We start from the raw sequence: 21,404 nt of genomic DNA, 5'->3' as shown, positions 1-21,404 counted from the left end.
CCCTGGTCCGCCGAGATGCTCGTCAGAACGCAGTACAACCGCAGCACAACCGCAGCAGAACACCAGCAGAACCGCAGCAGACCGAACACCGAGGCCGGGAGACGAACATGACCGCACTGTCGCCGCACCTTCGCCAGGCCACGCCCGTGGTGGCGGCCCGGGGCGAGGGCGTCCACCTCTTCGACCAGGACGGCCGCCGCTACCTCGACTTCACCGCCGGCATCGGCGTCACCAGCACCGGTCACTGCCACCCCAAGGTCGTCGCGGCGGCGCAGGAACAGGTGGGCACGCTGATCCACGGCCAGTACACGACGGTCATGCACCAGCCCCTGCGCCAGCTGGTCGAGAAGCTCGGCGAGGTGCTGCCGTCCGGCCTGGACAGCCTGTTCTTCACCAACTCCGGCAGCGAGGCGGTGGAGGCCGCCCTGCGGCTGGCCCGCCAGGCCACCGGCCGGCCGAACGTCATCGTCTGCCACGGCGGCTTCCACGGCCGTACGGTCGCCGCCGCCTCCATGACGACCTCCGGCACCCGCTTCCGGTCCGGCTTCTCCCCGCTGATGAGCGGTGTCGTCGTCACGCCGTTCCCCTCGGCGTACCGGTACGGCTGGGACGAGGAGACCGCGACCCGCTTCGCCCTGAAGGAGCTGGACTACACGCTCCAGACGATCTCCTCGCCCGCCGACACGGCCGCGATCATCGTCGAGCCGGTGCTCGGGGAGGGCGGATACGTCCCCGCCAACCGCGCCTTCATGGAGGGCCTGCGGGAGCGGGCGGACCGCCACGGCTTCCTGCTGATCCTCGACGAGGTGCAGACGGGCGTCGGCCGCACCGGTCGCTTCTGGGGTCACGACCACTTCGGCGTCACGCCCGACATCCTCGTCACCGCCAAGGGCCTGGCCAGCGGGTTCCCGCTGTCCGGCATCGCCGCCTCCGAGGAGCTGATGACCAAGGCGTGGCCCGGCTCGCAGGGCGGTACGTACGGCGCCAACGCCGTCGCCTGCGCCGCGGCCTGCGCCACCCTCGACGTCGTACGTGACGAGAAGCTCGTCGAGAACGCCGAGTCCATGGGCAAGCGGCTGCGCCAGGGCCTGGAGGCGGTGGCCGACCGGACGCCGGGCATCGGCGACGTGCGCGGCCTCGGCCTCATGCTGGCCACCGAGTTCGTCACCGAGGACGGCAGCCCCGACCCCGAGACCGCCGCCCGCGTGCAGCGAGCCGCCGTCGACGAGGGCCTGCTCCTGCTGCTGTGCGGTGCCTGGAACCAGGTCGTACGCATGATCCCGGCGCTCGTCATCGACGAGACCGCGGTGGACGAGGGCCTCCAGGCATGGGCGACCGCCGTCGAGGCCGGCACATCGGGAGCGGCAGCGCGATGACGGACACCACCACGGCCCTGGAGGCGTTGGTCGCGCGGCTCGCCGAGACCGCGCCTGGCCTGCGGGTGGAGACCGGCCCTGGCTCCACCGGTCTCTACGCCTACGACGCCTCCAACTACCGGGTCCCGCCGAGGGCCGTGGTCTTTCCCCGCAGCGCCGACGACGTCGTCGCGGTGCTGCGGGCCTGCCGTGAGACAGGCATCCCGGTCACCGCGCGTGGCGGCGGCACCAGCATGGCGGGCAACGCGGTCGGGCCGGGCGTCGTCCTGGACTTCTCCCGGTACATGAACCGGATCCTGGACATCGACCCGGTGGCCCTCACCGCGCGCGTCGAGGCCGGAGTGATCCTGGACGCGCTGCGCAGCGCGACGGCCCTGCACGGGCTCACCTTCGGCCCCGACCCGTCGTCGCACAGCCGGTGCACCCTCGGCGGGATGATCGGCAACGACGCCTGCGGCAACCGGTCCGTGCGGCACGGGCGCACGAGCAGCCACATCGAGGCTCTGGAGATCGTGACGGCCGACGGCGTGCGGGCCGTCGCCGACCGGACCGGCCTGCACGCGGCCGACCCGAACGACACGGACGCGGTCGAGCGGGTCGCCCGCCTCGAAGCGGACGTTCGCCGCCTGATCGAGGCCGATCTGGCGCTGATCCGTACCGAGCTGGGCCGCATTCCGCGTCAGGTCTCCGGCTACCAGCTGCACCACCTGCTGCCCGAGCACGGCTTCGACATGGCCCGCGCACTGGTGGGCACCGAGGGCTCCTGTGCGGTCGTCACCGCAGCGACGGTCCGCCTCGTGGCGACCGCACAGGCTTCCACCCTCCTCACCCTCGGCTACGACGACGTGGTCGACGCCGCCGAGGACGTCCCCGAGATCCTGCGCCGGCACCCCACCGCCGTGGAGGGCATGGACGAGGCGATCGTCGCCACCATGCGCGCCCGGCGTGGTCCGGACTCCGTCACCGGGCTGCCGGAAGGGCGTGCCTGGCTGTACGTCGAGCTCGACGGCGACGACCAGGCGGCCGTCGACGCCCGCGCCGACGAACTGCTGGAGGTGCTCAAGGCCCGCGGCCGGATGACCGGCGGGCGGGTCGTGCACAGTCCGGCCGAGCGGCGCTCGCTGTGGCGGGTCCGTGAGGACGGGGCGGGGCTCGCGGCTCGTCTCGTGGACGGCGGGGAGTCCTGGCCAGGCTGGGAGGACGCGGCGGTCGCGCCCGAGGACCTGGCCGCCTACCTGCGGGACTTCCGCAAGCTGCTGGCCGCCCACGGGCTGACCGGTGTGCTGTACGGGCATTTCGGCGCCGGCTGCGTCCACGTACGCATCGACTTCGACCTCGCCACGGACTCGGGGCGGACCGCCACCCGCCGGTTCCTCTCCGAAGCCGCCGCCCTGGTCGTCGAGCACGACGGCTCGCTGTCGGGCGAGCACGGTGACGGGCGGGCCCGCGGCGAGCTGCTGGAGGTCATGTACAGCCACCGCATGATCCGGGCGTTCGCCCGCTTCAAGGAGATCTTCGACCCCGAGGGCCTGCTCAACCCCGGCGTGATCGTGGCCCCGGCCCGCCTCGACGCCGACCTCGCGCTGCACACGCCCTCGGACGTGGTGCCCGTCGAGACCCTCTTCTCCTTCCCCCACGACGAGGACGGCTTCGCGGGAGCGGTACGCCGCTGTGTCGGCGTCGGCCGCTGCCGCAGCGACGCGGGCGGCGTGATGTGCCCCAGCTACCGGGCCACGGGGGAGGAGAACGACTCCACGCGGGGCCGGGCCCGTCTCCTGCAGGAGATGGTGCGGGGCGGGACCGTCCAGGACGGCTGGCGCTCGACCGAGGTCAAGGACGCCCTTGATCTGTGTCTGTCCTGCAAGGCGTGCTCCAGCGACTGTCCGGTCGGCGTCGACATGGCCACGTACAAGGCGGAGTTCCTGCACCAGCATTACAAGGGCCGAGTCAGACCCCGCTCCCACTACTCCCTGGGCTGGCTGCCCCTGACATCCAAGCTCGCCGGATGCGCGGCCCGCCCGGTGAACGCGCTGCTGCGCGGCCCGCTCGGGAAGCTGCTCGCGCGCCTCGGTGGCGTGACCACGAAACGCCGGATCCCGGCCTTCGCCTCCCGGCACGCGCTGCGCCGGGCGCTGCGCACGGCGAGGACCGGCGAACCGGCGAAGACGCTGCTCTTCGTGGACAGCTTCACCCGCGCCTTCCGCCCCGACGTGGCCGGGGCGGCGAGCCGCGTACTCGCCGACGCCGGCCTTCCCTGCACGGCACAGGACGACCTGTGCTGCGGCCTGACCTGGGTGAGTACCGGGCAACTGTCGCTCGCGCGCCGCATCATGGCCCGCACGGTCGCCCGCCTGGACAACGGCGACGATCGGCCCATCGTCGTGGCCGAACCCAGCTGCGCCGCAGCGCTCAAGCGTGACGTGCCCGAACTCCTCGGCACCGACGCCGCCCGACGCGTCGCGGCCCGCGTCCACACCCTCACCGGAGCCCTGACCGACCTCGCCGCACCCGGCTGGGCGCCACCGGAGCTGCCGGACAACGTCGTGCTGCAGACCCACTGCCACGAGTACGCCACGTTCAAAGGCCGCCACCCCCGCGACCTGCTCGGCCGCCTCGGCGTGACGAAGGTCGACGAGGCCGAGGGCTGCTGCGGGCTGGCCGGCAACTTCGGCTTCGAGAAAGAGCACTACGACACCTCGATGGCCGTCGCCGACCTCGCCCTGAGACCCCGCCTCGACGACGTCGACCCTCGGACACCGGCCGTCGTCGTGGCCGACGGCTTCAGCTGCGCCACCCAGATCGACCACCTCGCCGGAGACCGGGGCATCCGCGCCCTGCACCTCGCGGAACTGCTCGACCCCGCCGCCGACCGGCCCGGACAACCAGGAGAGAACTCATGACCGACACACCCACGCAGTTGTTCATCGGTGGCGCCTGGGTGGACGCCGCGGACGGTGCCACCATGCCCGTCGACGACCCTGCCACCGGCGAGGTCCTCTGCCACGTGGCCGACGCCGGCTCCAAGGACGCCAAGCTGGCCGAGGAAGCGGCCGTGCAGGCGCAGGAGGAGTGGGCGCGTACGGCACCCCGGGTGCGCAGCGAGATCCTGCGCCGCGCCTACGAGATCATCATCGAGCGCACCGACGAGCTCGCCCACCTCATGACGTCCGAGATGGGCAAGCCGCTCGCCGAGGCCAGGGGAGAGGTGGCGTACGCGGCCGAGTTCTTCCGCTGGTTCTCCGAGGAGGCGGTCCGCATCGACGGTGGCCTCGCCACCTTGCCGGACGGCCGCAACCGCATGCTGCTCTCCCGCCGCCCGGTCGGCCCCTGTCTGCTGATCACCCCGTGGAACTTCCCGCTGGCCATGGGCACCCGCAAGATCGGCCCGGCGATCGCCGCGGGCTGCACGATGATCCTCAAGCCGGCCCCGCAGACCCCTCTCTCCAGCCTGGCCCTCGCCGCGATCCTCAAGGAGGCCGGGCTGCCGGACGGCGTGCTGAACGTCGTCACCACCTCCCGTGCGGGGGAGGTGTGCGAACCGCTCCTGCGCGGCGGGCGGATTCGCAAGCTGTCCTTCACCGGTTCCACGGCCGTCGGGCAGCTGCTCCTCGCCCAGAGCGCGGAGGCGGTCGTACGGACCTCGATGGAGCTGGGCGGCAACGCGCCGTTCGTCGTCTTCGAGGACGCCGACCTGGACAAGGCGGTGGACGGGGCGATGGTCGCCAAGATGCGCAACATGGGGGAGGCCTGCACGGCCGCCAACCGCTTCTTCGTGCACCGCTCGGTGGCGGAGGAGTTCGGGCGGCGCCTGGCCGAGCGGATGGGCGCGCTGGTCGTCGGTCCGGGCACCCGGGACGGCGTCGACGTCGGCCCGCTGATCGACAGGAGGGGGCGCGCCAAGGTGGAGGAGCTGGTCGCCGACGCGGTCGAGCGCGGGGCGCAGGTGCTCGTCGGCGGCCGTACGCCCGAGGGCCCCGGCTGCTTCTACCCGCCGACCGTGCTGGCCGATGTCGATCCCGGCAGCCGCCTGATGGACACGGAGATCTTCGGCCCCGTCGCCGCGATCCTCACCTTCGGCGATGAGGACGAGGTGATCCGCCGGGCCAACGACACCCCCTGGGGCCTGGTCGGCTACGTCTTCACCGAGGGCCTCGACCGTGCCCTGCGGGTGAGCGAGCGGCTGGAGGTGGGCATGGTGGGCCTGAACACGGGTCTCGTGTCCAACCCCGCCGCACCCTTCGGCGGCGTCAAGCAGTCGGGGCTGGGCCGCGAGGGCGGCCGGGTCGGGATCGACGAGTTCCTCGAGTACCAGTACCTCGCGGTGCCCGTGAGCTGACGGCGGTCATGCCCTGACCACGTCGTATCACGCACCGTGACGGGTCGTACCCGTGCCCGGTTTCCACGCCGCCGGGCACGGGTGGACGGCCATCGATTTCTTGACTTCGAGGAAAGGAAGAACATGTCGTTCCTGAAGACCATCGACACCGATCCCTCCTTCGCGCCGCACCAGTCCGGTCCGCTCCCGGAGCGTCTGGTCTCCGGCGACCCCGCGTTCATGACCTGGCCCCAGGATGTGGCCCGTGGGGAGATGATCCATACGGGGGTCTGGGAGGCGACGCCCGGCGAGACGCGCTCGATCAAGGGGGAGACCTTCGAGTTCTGCCACATCCTCTCCGGCATCGTCGAACTCACGCCGGAAGGTGGCGAGCCGGTGGTCTACAAGGCGGGCGACAGCTTTGTCATGAAGCCGGGCTTCGTCGGGGTCTGGAAGACCATCGAAACCGTGCGCAAGGTCTACGTGATCGTGAAGTGATGCCGGGACCGTCGTCAGGCCAGATGGCGGGCGGTGATCTCCGCCGCGGTCTCGGCGACCAACCGACCCAGCTCGGGCAGCCTGTCGGCCTCGAAGCGGGAGTCGGGCAGGGAGACGGCCACGGCGGCCAGCGGTGTGTCCTCACCGTCGAGCACGGGTGCCGCGATCGCGCAGATCCCCTGCAGGTACTGGTTGTGGTTGACGGCGTAGCCACGCTCTCTCACGCGGCGGAGCTCCGCGCGCAGTTCCCCCGGGTCGGTGATGGTCTCCTCGCCGTAACCCTCCAGCGTCCCCGCGGTGACCTCTTCTATCTCGGACTTCCCCAGATGGGCGAGGACGGCGTTCCCGGCGGCCGTGGCGTGCAGGGGCGAGGTGTCGCCGATGGCGTGGTAGGTGCGTACGGCGTGGTCGCAGTCGACGCGGTCGACGACGACCATGCCTTGCAGGGCGTCCGGTACCGAGAGGTGGATGGTCTCGTTCAGCGCGTCGCGGAGCCGGATCATGGGTTCACGTGCGGCGGCGAACAGGCTGGAGCCCTGCAGGGCGGCGGGTCTTACGGCGAGGACGCGGGCGCCGATCTCCCAGCGGGTGGTGTCCTTGCGGTTCGCCCGCAGCCAGCCCGCCTCGTTGAGGGTGACCAGTGTGCGCTGCAGGGTGGACTTCGGTAGCCCGAAGATCTTCGTCAACTCCCCTACGGTCACGGGCTGATGCTGGGCGACTGCCTCCAGAACCCGCAGCGACCTGGTGACGCTCTTCATTTCCATTCGATGCCCCCTCAGACCTGTGGATCCCTGGTTCTCATTTCTTGACTCCAGCACGGAGTCACGGTCACGACCCGTGCCGGATGTCAGCATAGCGTGCCACATTATGGCATGCGGCGGAGTTTGGTCGATCAGTAGACCCGCCTTGCCCCGGCCGGGCGCAGGGCGGTGGCTGACGTGACACAAGACCGGGGGCCGGCCTCACGCGCTGACGCGTGTGAGGCCGGCCCGCGGTCGACGGCTTGCGGGCGTCTGTCGTTCAGGCGCCCAGGCGGCGCTGTGAGATCTCCGCGGCTGTGTCGGCGACGAGGCGGCCCAACTTGGGCGTCCGTTCGCCGTCGTACCGAGCCTCGGGCATGGAGACGGCCACGGCGGCCAGCGGGGTGCCGTCCTCGTCGAGCACGGCGGCGGCGACGGCGCAGACGCCCGGCCGGTACTGGTTGCGGTTGACCGCGTAGCCGTCGGTGCGGATCCGGTCCAGCTCGGCGCGTAGCTCGTCGGGCTCGACGGGGGTCGTGTCGCTGAACCGCTCCAGCCCTGCGGCGATGAGTTCTTCGACGTCCCGCTTCGGAAGGTGGGTGAGGATGGCGCGTCCGACGGCGGTGGCGTGCAGGGGTGAGGTGTCGCCGATCGTGTGGAAGGTGCGTACCGCCTGGTCGCAGTCGACGCGGTCCACCACGACCATGCACTGCAGGGCGTCCGGTACCGAGAGGTGGATGGTCTCGTTCACCGCGTCGCGGAGCCGGATCATGGGTTCACGCGCGGCGGCGAACAGGCTGGAGCCCTGCAGAGCGGCCGGTCGTACGGCCAGGACGCGGGCGCCGATCTCCCAGCGGGTGGTGTCCTTGCGGCTGGCGCGCAGCCAGCCGGCCTCCGCCAGCGTGACCAGGGTGCGCTGCAGGGTGGACTTCGGCAGCCCGAAGATCTTCGTCAACTCCCCTACGGTCACGGGCTGATGCTGGGCGACCGCCTCCAGGACGCGCAGCGACCTGGTGACGCTCTTCATTTCCATCCGGTTTCCCCCTGTTAATCCTCGAAATTTCTGCTGGACACCCTCTTGACTCCCCTCTGAAGCCACTGTCATTCTCTGTGCCAGATTCTAGCACAGCATTCCACATAGTGGCACGGCCTTCGGGGAGATCCCCCCGCAGTGAGCCGGACTGCGAGACGCGGCGGTTGCGAGCCGCAGGTCCACAAGGAGGGCCTGGCTCCCGCTCAAACCATCTCGAATCGAACAAGCCTCACGTCGATGGCTCAGCATGCGCCTCGGCGATACGAAAGGAAAGTCCTGTGTCAGCTGCCAGGAAGCGCGTCGCGGTGGTCGGCGTCGGAACGATGGGCAGCCAGGCCGCCTGGCGCCTGGCGGCCCGCGGCGCCGAGGTCGTCGGATACGACCGCTACGCACCCGGCCACGACCGCAGCGCCGCCGGCGGCGAGTCCCGGATCTTCCGCAGCGCGCACTTCGAGGACTCCCGGTACGTCCCCCTCCTCAAGCACGCCGACGCCCTCTGGGAGCAGCTCCAGCAGGAGACCGGCCGCGAGCTGCGGCGCCTGACCGGGTGCCTGCTCATGGGGCCGACCGACCACCAGCAGATGGCCACCGTCCTGCAGTCCATCGCCGAGCACGACCTCGACCACGAGGTGCTGGACGCCGAGACCCTCGCCAAGCGCTTCCCGCAGTACCGCGTCGAGGACGGCGACGCGGCGGTGCTCGACCGCCGCGCCGGGTTCATCCGCCCGGAGCTGACGATCCAGACCGCTGCCCGCCGCGCCGAGCAGCTGGGCGCCGTGATCCACCGCTACAGCACGGTCCGCGAGATCGTCCCCGTCGCGGGCGGCGTGGAGATCCGCACCGACTCCGGCAGCGAGCGCTTCGACACCGCCGTCGTCACGCCCGGCCCCTGGGTCAACGACCTGCTGCCCGACCTGCCGTGGGAGGTGGAAGTCCGCCGCATCGTCAGCGCCTGGTACGTGCCCACCGCCCCAGAGGCCTGGTTCGGCGAGGAGCGCCCGGCGTTCATCCGTACGGCACCCACCCACTGCTACGGCCTGCCCTCCCCGGACGGCATCTCGGTCAAGCTCGGACTGTCCCGCGCGCTGCACCGGCTCGCCGACGACCCCAACCAACTGGACCGCACCGTGCGGCCGGACGAACTGGAGATCTTCTCCGAGCTGATCGGGCGTTACCTGCCCGACCTGCACCCGGACCCCACCCGCCTCTCCGTCTATATGGAGGGCTACACCGAGAGCAGCCGCCCCCTGGTCGGCCCGCTGCCCGGCGCCGGGAACGTCATCCTGCTCGCCGGATTCTCCGGTCACGGCTTCAAACTCTCGCCCGCCTTCGGTGACATCGCCGCGGACCTCGCGCTGGACGGCGCCTCGCCCCAGCCCATCGAGTTCCTGTCCACCGTCGGCCGTACGGAGGCCTGACCATGAACGGCACCCCACTCTCCGTCGGCACCCTGGTCGCCGAGCCGGGCACCAAGGCCCGCGGCACCGTCCGCGCCGACCTGGGCACCCTCACCGCGGACATCCCGCTGACCCTCGTCAACGGGACCCGTCCCGGCCCCCGGGTCGTCATCACCGCGGGTGTGCACGGCGGCGAGTTCCCGCCCATCGACGCCGTCGTGCGACTCGCGGACGCGCTGGAACCCACCGAGGTGCACGGACAGGTGATCATCTGTCCGGTCGCCAACCCGCCCGCCGTGTACCGGGGTCGGCTCAACGTCTCCCCGGTCGACGGCGTGAACCTCAACCGCGTCTTCCCCGGCGACCCGGCAGGCGGCCCCACCGAGCGGCTGGCCGCCTGGCTCTTCGCGAACCTGATCGACGGCGCCGACGTCTACATCGACCTGCACTGCGGCGGAATCGACCAGGTCCTGCGGGACTTCGTCGGCTACCGCCTCACCGGTGACCCGGACCTCGACAAGGCGACCGCCGAACTGGCAGGCTCCTTCGGCATCGAGGACGTCATCCTCGGTCTGGCGCCCGAGGGCGGCAACAGCCACGCGGCCGCCGCCCGCCGGGGCATCTCGGCGGTCCTCGTCGAGGTGGGCCAGCTCGGCCAGCGGGACGAGGCCACCGCCCTCCGCCGCGTCGACGGCCTGCTGAAGGCCCTTCGCCATCTGGGCGTCCTCGACCAGGACGGTTCCGCCCCGGCACCGATCCGCTCGTGGGTCTGGTCCGCCGGCGTCACCGCCGAGGCCACCGGCCTGTGGTACCCGGAATTCTCCTTCGACGCCGACGTCATCGGCGAAGTCGCCGAGGGCGACCTCCTCGGCCGCATCGTCGACCCGACCGACGGCACGGAGCACACCGTCCACGCCCCGGCCGACGGACGGATCTTCTACGGCATGCACGGCCTCACCGTCGCCCCCGGTACCGAACTCGCCGCCCTCGCCATCCCGTGGGACCCCGACACGGCCGCGCGGGCCGACACCCTCCGGGCTCCCGGTCTGGGTGCCGGATCCGACGAGGCGGATCCCCGCCCCTAGACCCCCATTTCAGCCGCCCCCCTCTCCACGTCCCCAGCCGCCCCTTCTCACGGCCAGTACCTCCAGGAGGCACCAAATGAAAGATGCCCGAATAGACCGCAGACTGTTCCTGCGAGGAATAGGCGGGGTCACTGCGGGTGTCGCTGCCGCGACCGCCCTCTCCGCCTGCGGTACCGGCACCAGCCGATCCGGTGCCGGCAGTGGGGGCAAGGGCGGGAAGACGGTGGTCGTCCGTGACAGCGGCGGTTCCTACGGCGCTGCCCTGCAGAAGGCGATCTACACGCCGTTCACGCAGGAGACCGGCATCAGCGTCAAGGTGCTCAACCTGGATGACGCTCCGCTGCTCGCCCAGATCAAGCAGGGCCGCCCGCAGTGCGATCTCATCAACAACTCGATGATGTCCCACACCAAGTACGTGGCCCAGGACGCGCTGGAGGCCCTGGACCTCGACCGGATCAAGAGCGTGAAGAGCGCGAGGATCCCCGAGAACCAGATCACCGACCATGCCGTCGGCAGCAGCTTCTACGGAGCCTGTATGGCATACCGCACGGATGCTTTCGGGGGTAGGAAGCCGGAGTCGTGGGCGGACTTCTTCGACACCAAGGCGTTCCAGGGCGGCCGTTCGATGGTCAGTCCGGACGGTGACCTGCCGGAGCTGGAGTTCGCGCTGCTGGCCGACGGCGTCCCGATGGACAAGCTGTACCCGCTCGATGTGGACCGTGCCTTCAACGCCCTGACCCGGCTGCGGGGTGACATCAAGAAGTTCTGGGACAGCGGCCCGCTCCCCGGCGTGCTCCTGAGCCGCCAGGAGGTCACGATGTCCACCGTGTGGGACGGCCGTATCGCCGACCTGCAGAAGCAGGGCGTCCCGGTGAAGCGGCAGCTCAACGGCATGCGCCGCCAGTTCCAGGGCTATGCCATCGCCAAGGGCGCGGCCAACGCGGACAACGCCTACAAGCTGATGGACTTCTCGCTCCGTGCGGAGAGCCAGGCCGCCCTGGCCAAGGCCTTCCCGTCGAACCCGGCTTCTGCGGAGGCCTACACGATGCTCACCAACGAGGAGCGTTCCCAACTCGCCGGTGCGCCCGAGTACTACGACAAGGGTTTCGACACGGACATCGACTGGTGGCTGAAGAACGAATCGGCCGTCACCAAGCGTTGGTTGGAGTGGGCTCGTGGCTGATTTCGGTATCGCCGCACCGTCGGTGAAGGTGGCCGGTAACAAGCCGGCCACTGCGACCGGCAAGTCGCTGTCGGTGGTGGCTCTGCGCAAGACCTACGGCGACGTCGTCGCCGTCGACGAGGCGTCGATGGAGATCGCGGCGGGGGAGTTCGTCACCTTCCTCGGCTCCTCCGGGTCGGGAAAGACCACGACGTTGATGATGATCGCCGGGTTCTGCGAGCCGGACTCCGGCACCATCACCGTCGGGGACCGTGACGTCACCCGCCTCGCCCCGCAGAAGCGGGGCCTGGGCTTCGTCTTCCAGCAGTACCTGCTGTTCCCGCACATGACCGTGAGCGAGAACGTCGCCTTCCCGCTCACCCTGCGCGGCGTGCCGAAGGCCGAGATCCGCAGGCGCGTCGGGGAGACGCTGGAGATCGCCGGTCTGTCCGGGTTCGGCGGGCGCAAGCCGCGTGAGCTGTCCGGCGGCCAGCAGCAGCGTGTCGCCCTGTGCCGGGCGCTGGTCTACCGCCCGCCGGTCATCCTCATGGACGAGCCGCTCGGTGCCCTGGACAAGAAGCTGCGCGACCAACTGCAGGTGGAGATCAAGACCATTCAGCAGGAGCTCGGCCTGACCGTCATCTATGTGACGCATGATCAGGAAGAGGCGCTGGTGATGTCGGATCGTATCGCGGTTATGCGCAACGGCCTGATCGAGCAGTTCGACACCCCGAGGGAGCTGTTCGAGCGGCCCAGGACGCCGTTCGTGGCGGACTTCCTCGGCGCGGCCAACTTCCTGCCCGGCCGCATCGAGCAGCACACCGACGAGCACACCCTGGTCCGCCTCGACGAGTCCGGTGGCCTGCTCAAGGCGCGCCGCCACCAGCTGCCCTCCGGTGCCTGTGTGAAGGTGGCTGTGCAGCCGGGCCGGTTGCGGGCCTGCGCCACCGACGACGGGTTCTGTACCGGCACGGTCGAGATGGCCACCTATGTGGGCACCTTGGTCCGCGCCGGGGTACGTGTCGACGGCGGTGACGGGCCGCTGCTGCGCCTGGAAGTACCCGCCGGGCGGGGCCCGGTCACCGGTGAGCGGATCGGGATCAGCGCCGACCCGGGCGATGTCAACCTCTTCGCCGACGAACAGGCGGGGTGAGTCATGGCCGCCACCCTCACCGCGGGCGCTCCCGCCCGCCCGCGCAAGCTCCTGGCCTCCCGCAAAACCCGGGTCGGGATCCTGTACGCGCTGCCGGTCGTCGTCTACCTGCTGGTGCTGTTCGTCTACCCGATCTTCAGCACCCTGCTCCTCAGCCTGAAGGACGCCGACGGATCGTTCACGCTCCACTGGTATGCCGACGCACTCACCGGCGTCAACTTGTCGGTGCTGTTCACCACGCTCAGGATCTCCGCCGAAACGGCCGTGCTCAGCCTGGTCTTCGGGTTCGTCCTGGCCCAGGCCATCACCCGGCTCAAGCCCATCCTGGCCGGCCTGGCCATGCTGGTGGTGGTCGTCCCGCACTTCGTCTCCGCACTGGTGCGCACCTACGGCTGGATCATCATGCTCGGTGACAAGGGCCTGGTGAACGAGAGCCTCACCAGCCTGTCGGTCCCCGGCGCGCCGTTCCAACTGCTCTACAACGAACTCGGTGTGGTCATCGGCACCACCTCGATGATGCTCCCGTACACCGTGCTGCTGCTGTACGGGGTGATGCGCGGTGTGGACCGCCGTCTGCTGGCGGCCGCGGCCAGCATGGGCGCAGGCAAGGTGACCATCTTCCGCCGCATCTATCTGCCGCTGGTGGCCCCCGGCCTGGCCAGTGCCGGACTGCTCAGCTTCATCCTCTCGCTGGGCTACTACATCACCCCGGCCCTGATGGGCGGACCGAACCAGACGATGATCGCCACCCTCATCAACCAGCAGGTGACCAAGGAGAACCAGTGGAACGGGGCGGCCGCACAGGGCGTCATCCTGCTGGTCCTCACCCTGGCCGGACTGCTCCTGGTCAAGGCCGTGACCTCGCTGGGCGCCAGCCGTAAGAAGAGGAGCGCCACATGATGGAGCTGCGCAAGTCCCTCACCGGACGCATCGCCCTCACCGCGGTCGCCACCGTCATTCTGCTGTTCCTGGCGCTGCCGATCGTGGTCATCCTCGTCACCTCGTTCAGCAACAACGCCTTCGCCTCCTTCCCGCCGGAGGCGTGGACGCTGAACTGGTACAAGGCCCTGTTCGCCGACGGCAGCAAATGGCCGGCCGCTCTCTCCCTGAGCGCCCTGGTCGCCGCCCTGAGCACCGTGTTCTCCCTGATCATCGGGGTGACCGCGGCGACCGCGCTGGTCCGCAGCGAACTCCCGCTGCGCTCGGCGGTCTTCGCCCTGGTCCTCGGACCGCTGGTCATCCCGCAGATCGTCACCGCACTCGGCCTGTTCCTGCTGTTCGAACCCGCCGCGATGCTGGGCAGCCCGATCGCCATCGCCCTGGGCCACACCGTGCTCGCCTCACCGATCGCGGTACTGATCCTGATCGCCACTTTGCGCGGCATCGACGAACGCCTGGAGGACGCCGCGGCGAGCATGGGCGCCGGCCGGCTGACGATCGCCCGGAAGATCACCTTCCCGCTCGCCGCACCGGGCATGATCGCGGCGGCGATCTTCTCCTTCATCACCAGCTTCGACGAGTTCTACATCTCCCAGTTCCTCTCCTCCGTCGACACCGTCACCCTGCCCGTCCAGGTCTACAACTCGCTGACCTTCGAGATCGACCCCAGCGTGACCGCGGTCAGCGCGATCCTCATCGCCTTCGCCATCCTCGCCCTCGGCCTCGTCGCCCTCGTGCGCTGGCTCGGCTCCGGACGCCAGGACTCCCTGCTGTCGGTCGAGAACACGGTCGGCGTCGCCAACCCGGGAGGCGAGGCCGTATGACCACCGCCGCCGCCACGGCCGCCGCCACCGCTCAGCGGCACCTGCTGCTGCACATGACCGCCAACGGCTCGCTCGGCCCGGAAGGCGAGGACCTCCTCGTCGTCCGCCGAGGCGAGGGCCCGTACGTCGATGACTCGGAAGGCAGGCGTTACATCGACGGCCTGTCAGGGCTGTACTGCTGCCAACTCGGCTACTCCTACGGCCCCGAGTTCGCCGAGGCGGCCGAACGGCAGCTGCGCGAGCTGTGCTACAGCCCGCTGTGGACCGGCTCCGCGCACCCCTCGGCCATCGAACTCGCCGAGCGGCTGTCCCGGATCGCCCCCGTCGACATCGAGCACACCTTCTTCTCGAGTGGTGGCGCCGAAGCCGTCGAGACCGCCTGGAAGATAGCCCGCCGCTACCACGCCCTGCGCGGCGAGCCCGGCCGCACCAAGGCGATCGCCCGGCGCGGTGCCTACCACGGCCTGACCATCGGCACCCTGTCGTTCAACGACGACCCTGGTCTGACGGAGCCGTACGGTCCGCCGGCGATCGATACCCGGTTCGTGTCGAACACCAACCGTCTCGGCCTCGCACCGGAGTTCGCGGACGACGAGGTGTACACGGCATGGCTGCTCGCGGAGTTGGAGGCCGCGATCCTGACCGAGGGCCCCGAGACCGTCGCGATGCTCATCGCCGAGCCGGTGCAGAACCGAGGCGGTTGCATCACCCCGCCCCAGGGTTACTGGCAGGGGTTGCGGGCGCTGGCCGACCGGTACGGTTTCCTGCTCGTCGCCGACGAGGTCATCACGGCCTTCGGCCGGGTCGGCGAGTGGTTCGGCGGGGACCGCTACGGCGCCCGCCCGGACATGGTCACCGTCGCCAAGGGCATCACCTCGGGATACGCCCCCCTCGGTGCAACCCTGGTCGGCACCAAGGTCACCGAGGTCATCAACCGGCCGGGCGCGGTCCTCAACCACGGCTACACCTTCGCCGGGCACCCGCTGAGCACGGCCATCGCCCTGCGCAACCTGGAGATCATGGAGCGGGACCGCGTCCTGGACAACGTCCGCGGTCTCCAGGGCGACCTGGCGAGGCGCATGGCGGCGCTCAAGGACCTGCCGATCGTCGGCGACGTCCGCGGCACCGGGTTCTTCTACTCCTGCGAACTCGTCGGCGACCTCGACGACGGCGCTTTCAGCGCCAAGGCCCGAACCGAGCTGATCGGCGACCTGATCCCGCGTCGGCTGCGCGAGGCCGGACTGCTGGCCCGCGTCTACAACCGCTCCGCGCCGCTGGTCCAGATCGCGCCCCCGCTGATCAGCGACCGCGCCGTCCTCGACCGTATCGCCGCGATCATCGCGGGCGTCCTCGCCGAGGCATCGGCCCGCATCTGATCCACCCCTTGGAAAGGATCCACATGTACTCCATCGGTCAGCTGACCGTCGCCCCCGGCGAGCGCGCCCAGGGCCTGATCCCGGTCGGCACCAGCAGCTACGGCGTGGAGCTCGGCATTCCGCTGATCGTCGTCAACGGCGCGCAGGACGGCCCGGTCCTGTGTGTGGACGCGGGCGTGCACGGCGACGAGTACGACGGCCAGGAGGCCATCCGCCGCGTCCTCGCCGAGATCGACCCGGCCACCCTGCGCGGCACCGTCGTCGGCATCCCCTGCATGAACACCCCGGCCTTCGAGGCGGCCGCCCGCGCGAGCGGCATCGACCACCTCAACCTCAACCGCATCTTCCCGGGCGACGCGGAGGGTTCGTACTCGCAGCGTCTGGCCGCCACCTTCGTCGAGCAGGTCGTCCCCGCCGTCGACGCCGTGGTCGACCTGCACACCGGTGGCGCCTACGGCGAGATCGCCCCGCTCGTCATCCTCCAGGGCGGCTACGAGGACCTGGCGACGGACCTGGCCCTGGCCGCCGGGCACGAGCTGGTCTGGAAGGGCGGCAAGTGGGGCGGCACGGTCCGCCACCCCGTCCTCGAGGCCGGCAAGCCCGCCATCACCATCGAGTGCGGCGGCGCCACGTACCGCGAGACCAACGTCGAGCACCACATGAACTCGATCCGCAACATCCTGCGCAGCCTCGGCCTGATCGACGGCGAGGCGGAGCTGCGGGACACCTACACGACCGTGTCCGGGACGTTCGCCCGCTCGGCCTCCGGCGGCTTCTTCGTCGCCCGCGCCGAGCCGGGGGAGACCTGCAAGGAAGGCGACCTGATCGCCACCATCACCGACCACTACGGCAACACGCTGGAAGAGGTCACCGCGCCGCAGGACGGCATCGTGCTCTGGGTCCGCCGGATCCGCACCGTCCGCCCTGGCGACGAGGTCGTCATCTTCGGCGAGGTGCTGGGAGAGATCCAGCCATGAGCGACGAACTGCAGCTGACCGAGCTGCTCATTGACGGCAAGCAGGTCCCGGCCGCCGACGGACGCTCCTTCACCGTCCTCGATCCGTCGAACGACACGGCCATCGCCCAGGTGGCGCTGGCCGGCAAGGAGGACGTGGACCAGGCGGTGGCAGCCGCGCGCACAGCCTTCACCGCTCCCGAGTGGGCCGGGATGCGTGCCGCCGACCGGGGGCGCATCCTGTACCGGATCGCGGAGGCCATCCGCTCCCAGGGCGACCGGCTGGCCCGCCTGGAGAGCCAGGACGTCGGCAAGCCGCTCCGCCAGGCGAAGGCCGATGTCGAAGCGGCCGCCCGCTACTTCGAGTTCTACGCGGGCGTCGCCGACAAGCTCGGCGGCTCGACTGTCCCGCTCGGCCCCGGCCTGCTCGACTACACCGTCCGCGAGCCGATCGGCGTCTCCGGCCACATCATCCCGTTCAACTACCCGCTGCAGAACACCGCGAGGGGCTCCGCGCCGGCGCTGGCCGCCGGCTGCACGGTGGTGCTCAAGCCGTCCCCCGAGGCGCCGCTCACCCCGCTGGAGATCGGCAGGATCGCCCTGGAGTGCGGTCTTCCGCCGGGCGTCCTGAACGTCGTCCCCGGCGACGGCGAGACCGGCGCGGCCCTCGCCGGGCACCCGGACATCGACCAGGTCACCTTCACCGGCTCGGTGCCCACCGGCATCAAGGTCGCCCAGGCCGCCGCCGCCAACGTGGTGCCCTCGGTCACCGAGCTGGGCGGCAAGTCGCCGGTCGTCGTCTTCGCCGACGCCGACTTCGACCTGGCGCTCGGCGCTGTCGCCGCCTCCGCGTTCGGCAACGCCGGGCAGACCTGCTCGGCGGGCACCCGGCTGCTCCTCCAGCGCGGCGCCGAGGAGTTCCTGGACAAGCTCGTCGCGCACGCCGCCTCCCTCAGCATCGGGCCCGGTCTCAGCGACCCGGACGTCGGCCCCCTCGTCGCCGCACGGCAGCGGGACCGGGTCCTCGGCTACCTGGAACTGGCCCGGGAGGAAGGCGCCGTGGCACGGGCCGGCGGAGGCGCCCCCGCCGACCCAGCACTGGCCGACGGCTACTACGTCCAGCCGACCGTCCTCACCGGACTGGACAACCAGGCCCGGTGCGCCCGCGAGGAGATCTTCGGCCCCGTCGTCACGGTCATCGAGTTCGACGACGCGGCCGAGGCCCTGGAGATCGCCAACGACAGCCCGTACGGCCTCGCCTCGTATGTGTGGACCCGCGACATCGACAAGGCGATGCGTATGGCCGAGGGCATCCGGGCCGGCCAGGTCTACGTCAACGCCACCGGCGTCGGCACCGGCGTCGAGCTCCCCTTCGGGGGCTACAAGCACAGCGGCTGGGGCCGGGAGAAGGGTCTCGAAGGCCTGAACAGCTACCTGCAGACCAAGAACGTCTGCATCGGATTCGGAAACCGGTCATGAGATACCGCACGCTCGGTGAGCGCGGTCCGGCCGTCTCCGTGGTCGGCGTGGGCGGCAACAACTTCGGCGCCCGCCTCGACGAGGACGGAACGAAGGCCGTCGTCCACGCCGCCCTCGACGCCGGGATCACCCTGTTCGACACCGCCGACATGTACGGCGGGTCCGGCGAACGGGGTGGCTCGCGCGGCGACGGTGAACGGCTCCTCGGGGCCGCGCTCAAGGGCAGTCGCGACCACGTGGTGCTGGCCACCAAGTTCGGCATGGAGATGGGCCGGGACGCCGACCTGTACGGCCCGCGTGGATCCCGTGCCTACATCCGGTACGCGGTCGAGGCATCGCTGACCCGGCTCGGCACCGACCGGATCGACCTGTACCAGTACCACGAGCCGGACGGCGTCACGCCGTTGGAGGAGACGGTCGCCGCGCTCCAGGAGCTGATCGCCGAGGGCAAGATCAGGTACGTCGGTTGCTCCAACCTTCCGGCCGAGCACCTCACCGACGCCTTCGTCTCCACACAGGCCCGCTACCACCTGCTCGACCGCGGCGTGGAGCAGGACCTGATCCCGGTCTGCCTGCGCCACGGCGTCGGTCTGCTGCCGTACTACCCGCTGGCCAACGGCCTGCTCAGCGGAAAGTACCGGCGCGGCGAGGAGCCCCCGCCCGGCAGCCGGCTGTCCTGGCGGCAGGGCTGGCTCACCGACGCGGCCCTGGACAGGGTCGAGGCGCTCACCACATACGGCGCCGAACGCGGCCTGACCCTCCTCCAGGTCGCGGTCGGCGCACTGGCGGCCCTGCCCGCCGTCGGCTCCGTCATCTGCGGAGCCATGACCCCCGAACAGGTCACCGCCAACGCGGCGGCGGCCGACTGGATACCGAGCCCGGCCGACCTGGCCGTCCTCGACGTGATCGTCGCCCCCGGCGAACGCGTCGTCTGAAGCCCCCACCCCTCTGAAAACCGCGAGAGACCAAGGCTGGACACCATGCGAGAGATCGTCACCTTCGACGCCTATGCGACCCTGATCAACTTCGAGCTCGGTCCCACGACCCTGAAGGTCCTGGAGGACCGGCTGGATCTGGACAACCTGGATGTCGACGAGTTCCTCGACGACTTCCGCGTCATGCGCTTCCAGGCCGTCCTGGAGGCGTACCGCCCGTACCACGAGGTCCTGCACTCCAGCCTGCGCAACGCGATGCGCCTGCACGGCCTGGAGTACCGCGAGACCGACGGCGAGGCCCTCGTGGACGCCGTCCCCACCTTCGGCCCCTTCCCGGAGGTCCCGGAGGCACTACGGAAGCTGAAGACCAAGTACGAGATCGCCATCATCTCCAACTCCGATGACAACCTGATCGCGCGGAACGTCAAGAACATCGGCGTCGAGTTCGACTACGTCATCACCGCCCAGCAGGCCGGTGCCTACAAGCCGGACCGCCAGACCTTCAAGCACGCCTTCCGGACCATGGGTGTCGAATCGTCGCAGGTCATCCATGTCGCCCAGGGCTGGGAGTACGACCACATCCCGACCCGCGACCTCGGCCTGAAGCGCCGGGTGTGGATCAACCGTTACGGCCGCAAGGGCAGCGCCGACTACCAGCCGTACGACGAGCTGCCCGACCTGTCGGGCCTGCCGAAGCTCCTCGGCTGCTGACCCACGGCGCACCGGCGACACAGGACTGAAAGAACATCAGAGGACGCACGCCATGAAGCAGATCCCCTACTGGCTGGACACAGCTCCCGCCCTGCCCGACCGTTCCGGAAAGGACCTGCCCGAAGAGGCGGACGTGGTGGTGATCGGCGGCGGCCTCACCGGGCTGTCCACCGCCTACCATGCCGCAGGCAAGGGTGCCCGGGTCGTCCTCGTCGAGAAGGACAAGGTCGGCTCGGGCGCCTCCGGGCGCAACGGCAGCATGTGCACCCAGGGCATCACCATCAGCCCCGCCGAGGCGCGCAAGCGTTTCGGGCAGGAGCGGGCCCGCGAGCTCTACGACGCCTTCCGCGACGCGGTCGACCTCGTCGAGGACCTCACCAAGACCGAGAACATCGACTGCGACTTCAACCGCTCCGGGCGCCTCGGCGCGGTCTGCAAGCCGGGGCACTTCGACGGACTGCGGGCCAAGCAGCGCGACCTGGCCGACAACTTCGGTCACGAGACGATCGTGCTGAGCAAGAGCGAACTCCGCGCCGAACTCGGCACGGACTACTACCACGGCGCCCTGCTCGACCCGGACAGCGCGGGCCTGCACGTGGGCAAGTTCGTCGGCGGCCTGGCCGCCGCCGCCGAGCGGGCCGGCGCCGAGATCCACGAGCGCAACGCCGCCACCGGCCTCACCCGCCTCCCCGGCGGCGGGTTCGTGGTGGAGACCATGAACGGCACCATCCGTGCCAAGCAGGTCATGGCGGCGACGGACGCCTACACCGACAAGTCGATGCCATGGTTCCGCAAGCGGCTCATCAACGTCGGCAGCTTCATCATCGTCACCGAACCGCTGGGGGAGGCCCGCGCCAAGGAGCTCATCCCGAACGGCCGCCTGCTGGTCGCCCACAAGAACGTTGGCCACTACGTCCGCCTCACCCCGGACAACCGCCTCGCCTTCGGCGGCCGGGCACGCTTCGCCCCCTCCAACCCGGCCTCCGACGTCAAGAGCGGTGACATCCTCAAGCGGGAGATGACCGAGATCTTCCCGCAGCTTGCCGGGGTGCGCATCGACTACGTGTGGGGCGGCATGGTCGGCTTCTCCTGGGACCGCATCCCGCACGCGGGTGACGTCAACGGCCTGTACTACTCCATGGGTTACTGCGGCCACGGCGTCCAGATGGCCACGTACATGGGCCGCGCGGTCGCCGAGATGATGGACGGCAATCCCGAGGCCAACCCGATGCGCGGCTTCGGCTTCCCGAAGGTGCCCGTCCCCTTCTACAACGGCACCCCCTGGTTCCTGCCGTTCGGCGGCGCCTACTACAAGGCGAAGGACCGCCTGCTCTGAGCAGGTACCGACACCGGTGACACCGCGGGGGCCTTCCGCGCAGCGGCGTGGAAGGCCCCCCACCATGCCTCCCGAGAGAGGGCCCCAGCC

General features: G+C 70.3%; 18 protein-coding genes. 16 read left to right on the top strand and 2 right to left on the bottom strand.

Going from position 1 to position 21,404, the window contains the following annotated elements; genetic code table 11:
* Window positions 1–107: 107 nt before the first annotated feature.
* The 4 genes from IE325_RS01570 to IE325_RS01555 are packed head-to-tail and all read left to right on the top strand — an operon-like array spanning window position 108 to window position 6,189.
* The gene (locus IE325_RS01570) at window positions 108–1,376 is read left to right on the top strand and encodes an aspartate aminotransferase family protein (RefSeq protein ID WP_190067798.1); all 1,269 of its coding nucleotides are present in this window, start codon (window positions 108–110) and stop codon (window positions 1,374–1,376) included.
* On the top strand, window positions 1,373–4,276 hold the full coding sequence (locus IE325_RS01565) for an FAD-binding and (Fe-S)-binding domain-containing protein (protein WP_190067797.1): 2,904 nt from the start codon (window positions 1,373–1,375) through the stop codon (window positions 4,274–4,276). Before IE325_RS01570 ends, IE325_RS01565 begins: the two co-directional genes overlap by 4 nt.
* The gene (locus IE325_RS01560; protein WP_190067796.1) at window positions 4,273–5,712 is read left to right on the top strand and encodes an NAD-dependent succinate-semialdehyde dehydrogenase; all 1,440 of its coding nucleotides are present in this window, start codon (window positions 4,273–4,275) and stop codon (window positions 5,710–5,712) included. Before IE325_RS01565 ends, IE325_RS01560 begins: the two co-directional genes overlap by 4 nt.
* Before the next feature lie 36 nt (window positions 5,713–5,748).
* Complete coding sequence (locus IE325_RS01555) at window positions 5,749–6,189, top strand: cupin domain-containing protein (protein WP_229911609.1); 441 nt, start codon at window positions 5,749–5,751, stop codon at window positions 6,187–6,189.
* A gap of 14 nt (window positions 6,190–6,203) precedes the next feature.
* On the opposite strand, the gene IE325_RS01550 is transcribed toward IE325_RS01555, so the two are convergent.
* Complete coding sequence (locus tag IE325_RS01550; protein ID WP_190068476.1) at window positions 6,204–6,947, bottom strand: IclR family transcriptional regulator; 744 nt, start codon at window positions 6,945–6,947, stop codon at window positions 6,204–6,206.
* A 262-nt stretch (window positions 6,948–7,209) separates the two neighbouring features.
* The gene (locus tag IE325_RS01545) at window positions 7,210–7,956 is read right to left on the bottom strand and encodes an IclR family transcriptional regulator (RefSeq protein ID WP_190068475.1); all 747 of its coding nucleotides are present in this window, start codon (window positions 7,954–7,956) and stop codon (window positions 7,210–7,212) included.
* A gap of 284 nt (window positions 7,957–8,240) precedes the next feature.
* Between IE325_RS01545 and solA the strand changes: the two genes are divergently transcribed.
* The 12 genes from solA (at window position 8,241) to IE325_RS01485 (ending at window position 21,314) form a co-directional block, all read left to right on the top strand.
* Window positions 8,241–9,380 (top strand): N-methyl-L-tryptophan oxidase, encoded by a 1,140-nt coding sequence (gene solA / locus IE325_RS01540; RefSeq protein WP_190067795.1) that lies wholly within the window; start codon window positions 8,241–8,243, stop codon window positions 9,378–9,380.
* 2 nt (window positions 9,381–9,382) lie between these two features.
* Window positions 9,383–10,444, top strand: a complete 1,062-nt coding sequence (locus IE325_RS01535) for a succinylglutamate desuccinylase/aspartoacylase family protein (RefSeq protein WP_229911608.1) — start codon at window positions 9,383–9,385, stop codon at window positions 10,442–10,444.
* Window positions 10,445–10,520: 76 nt separating this feature from the next.
* Window positions 10,521–11,627, top strand: a complete 1,107-nt coding sequence (locus IE325_RS01530; protein WP_190067794.1) for an ABC transporter substrate-binding protein — start codon at window positions 10,521–10,523, stop codon at window positions 11,625–11,627.
* Window positions 11,620–12,759 carry an ABC transporter ATP-binding protein gene (locus IE325_RS01525; RefSeq protein WP_190067793.1) on the top strand — a complete coding sequence of 380 codons (1,140 nt, stop codon included), beginning with the start codon at window positions 11,620–11,622 and terminating at the stop codon, window positions 12,757–12,759. Before IE325_RS01530 ends, IE325_RS01525 begins: the two co-directional genes overlap by 8 nt.
* 3 nt (window positions 12,760–12,762) lie before the next feature.
* Window positions 12,763–13,659, top strand: a complete 897-nt coding sequence (locus tag IE325_RS01520; RefSeq protein WP_190067792.1) for an ABC transporter permease — start codon at window positions 12,763–12,765, stop codon at window positions 13,657–13,659.
* Window positions 13,656–14,522 carry an ABC transporter permease gene (locus IE325_RS01515; protein WP_190067791.1) on the top strand — a complete coding sequence of 289 codons (867 nt, stop codon included), beginning with the start codon at window positions 13,656–13,658 and terminating at the stop codon, window positions 14,520–14,522. The genes IE325_RS01520 and IE325_RS01515 overlap by 4 nt, the downstream gene beginning before the upstream one ends.
* On the top strand, window positions 14,519–15,898 hold the full coding sequence (locus IE325_RS01510) for an aminotransferase class III-fold pyridoxal phosphate-dependent enzyme (protein ID WP_190067790.1): 1,380 nt from the start codon (window positions 14,519–14,521) through the stop codon (window positions 15,896–15,898). The genes IE325_RS01515 and IE325_RS01510 overlap by 4 nt, the downstream gene beginning before the upstream one ends.
* A gap of 23 nt (window positions 15,899–15,921) precedes the next feature.
* Entirely contained in the window at window positions 15,922–16,875 is a 954-nt protein-coding gene (locus tag IE325_RS01505) for a succinylglutamate desuccinylase/aspartoacylase family protein (protein WP_190067789.1), read from the top strand.
* Window positions 16,872–18,332 (top strand): aldehyde dehydrogenase family protein, encoded by a 1,461-nt coding sequence (locus IE325_RS01500; protein WP_190067788.1) that lies wholly within the window; start codon window positions 16,872–16,874, stop codon window positions 18,330–18,332. The genes IE325_RS01505 and IE325_RS01500 overlap by 4 nt, the downstream gene beginning before the upstream one ends.
* A complete protein-coding gene (locus IE325_RS01495; RefSeq protein ID WP_190067787.1) occupies window positions 18,329–19,267 on the top strand; it encodes an aldo/keto reductase in 939 nt (312 codons plus the stop codon). The genes IE325_RS01500 and IE325_RS01495 overlap by 4 nt, the downstream gene beginning before the upstream one ends.
* Window positions 19,268–19,312: 45 nt before the next feature.
* Entirely contained in the window at window positions 19,313–19,978 is a 666-nt protein-coding gene (locus tag IE325_RS01490) for a haloacid dehalogenase type II (protein ID WP_048585933.1), read from the top strand.
* A gap of 52 nt (window positions 19,979–20,030) precedes the next feature.
* Window positions 20,031–21,314 (top strand): NAD(P)/FAD-dependent oxidoreductase, encoded by a 1,284-nt coding sequence (locus IE325_RS01485; RefSeq protein WP_190067786.1) that lies wholly within the window; start codon window positions 20,031–20,033, stop codon window positions 21,312–21,314.
* The last annotated feature ends 90 nt before the right edge of the window (window positions 21,315–21,404 follow it).

Origin of the sequence: Streptomyces lanatus, assembly GCF_014655715.1 — a bacterium.
In the GTDB taxonomy this organism is placed as follows: Bacteria; Actinomycetota; Actinomycetes; order Streptomycetales; family Streptomycetaceae; genus Streptomyces; species Streptomyces lanatus.
Note: the sequence above shows the minus strand (reverse complement) of the source record. Positions and strands in the feature narration are given on the sequence as shown.